The following is a 1,677-nucleotide window of genomic DNA, read 5'->3' as shown; positions in this document are numbered from 1 at the left end:
TGTGGAATTTGTTCAAAATTATCCCCAGGGGCGACCTGAGATTAAACTCTCCCCAGTGATTGGGTTTCGGAGGAGCAATGGTAATCTTTTTGGTCTAACCAACATCCAACTGTGGAAAATGAACCTGAACAAATTAGCATAACAGATTAACACAACAGATTAATCCGAACCCATCATCTCAAATGCTCTGGGTAAAACTGATAGAAGTTATATAGCAATTCTGTTTCCCATGAGGTACAAAGAGATCCCCCTAAATCCCCCTTAAAAAGGGGGACTTTGAGCTTGATAATTGTACCTCATACATCCAATAAACGCTATAAGACTCATTAGCTGAACAGGATTTTTTACCACTCCCCATGCTCTTCACCCTACTCCCTACTCCCTACTCCCTGCTCCCTATTCCCTAACACCCAGAAAAACTTCACCCAATTTATAATTGCTATAGTAAATAGTTGAAATCTTAAACACAGAAATATGGTTATCACTCAACTGTTTAATATTGCCAATATCTTCGTTTTGCCCTTTTGGCTCCTGATGATTTTATTGCCAAATTGGGGCATTACCAAGCGAGTAATGGAATCCTATCTTCCCTTCGTCGCTCTAGCAGGTTTGTATATTTACCTATTTATTAATAGCATTACACCAGAATCCGCCCAAGCCTTATCCAATCCTCAGTTAGCCGATATTGCCCACTTCTTTAGTGACGAAACCGTTGCTGCTACTGGCTGGATACACTTCCTAGTTTTGGACTTGTTTGTAGGGCGTTGGATTTATTGGCAAGGGCAACAGGCTGGTATTTGGACTATTCACTCCCTAGTGCTGTGCTTATTTGCCGGACCAATCGGACTCCTTTCTCATATTATCACCGCTTGGGTTACCAAAAAATCTACATCAGATACTCCCTTAGACCCTGAAACTACCAGTCCATCACAAACATAATCAGCAGGTTTGGATGTCGGTTGTAAACATAGGTATTGCTTAAAAAGGCAAGAGGCAAGAGGCAATAGGCAATAGGCAATAGGCATTCATGCAAAAGAAACCCAGGCGTAACCCTTCCTGAGAGAGGCTACGCCTGGGTAAAGTTTTATTTTCCAATAACAAAAGACCATACAAGTTTATATCTCGTACAGGAAACCCTATACTCTATCATCACCAATAATCCAATAGTAATTTCTTCATTATCCTTGCCTGGATTCACAAATATTTCATTTAGCCATTTACCTTGACAGTCTTATATTAAGTTAGGCTACTCTTAGATTAAGAGCTATTTAAAAACCAACTAAAAGCTTAATAAAAAAGAAATAATCCCTATCGGATGTTTTCCGCTACTTTTAAGGTCAGAGTAGTTTATATACCATCGTTACAACTCAACACTAAAGGCTTTGAGCATAATGAGAAGCAACATCAAAAAGATTTTTGAAGCTGTTGAAGAATCAATCAATAATATTAATAAGGAATGGTGTAGTTTTCAGGAGCATATCCGTGAGCAGCTACCCCCAGAGTACCATACTGAACTCGAAGGTTTAAACCTCGAATTCCAGATAGCGGTAAGTGAATTAGTGAAAGAACTCAGTGAACCGGTTCTTACCTTAGCCACAACAGGGACAACTAGCAGTGGTAAAAGTACCCTGGTTAACTTCTTGTGTGGGGCAGAAATTGTCCCAGTTGCTGTACAAG

General features: G+C 39.8%; 2 protein-coding genes. Both read left to right on the top strand.

Features of this window, described 5'->3' with window-relative positions; genetic code table 11:
* Positions 1 to 474: 474 nt before the first annotated feature.
* Entirely contained in the window at positions 475 to 939 is a 465-nt protein-coding gene (locus F6K49_RS46575; RefSeq protein WP_293109256.1) for an ABA4-like family protein, read from the top strand.
* A 452-nt stretch (positions 940 to 1,391) separates the two neighbouring features.
* Positions 1,392 to 1,677, top strand: a 286-nt coding sequence (locus F6K49_RS46570; protein WP_366514337.1) for a hypothetical protein, incomplete at its 3' end; no start/stop codon positions are given.

Source organism: Moorena sp. SIO3I6 (assembly GCF_010672095.1).
Note: the sequence above shows the minus strand (reverse complement) of the source record. Positions and strands in the feature narration are given on the sequence as shown.

Coding starts and splice junctions, on each gene's coding strand:
- F6K49_RS46575 (WP_293109256.1), top strand. CDS start 475: ATGGTTATCACTCAACTGTTTAATATTGCCAATATCTTCGTTTTGCCC.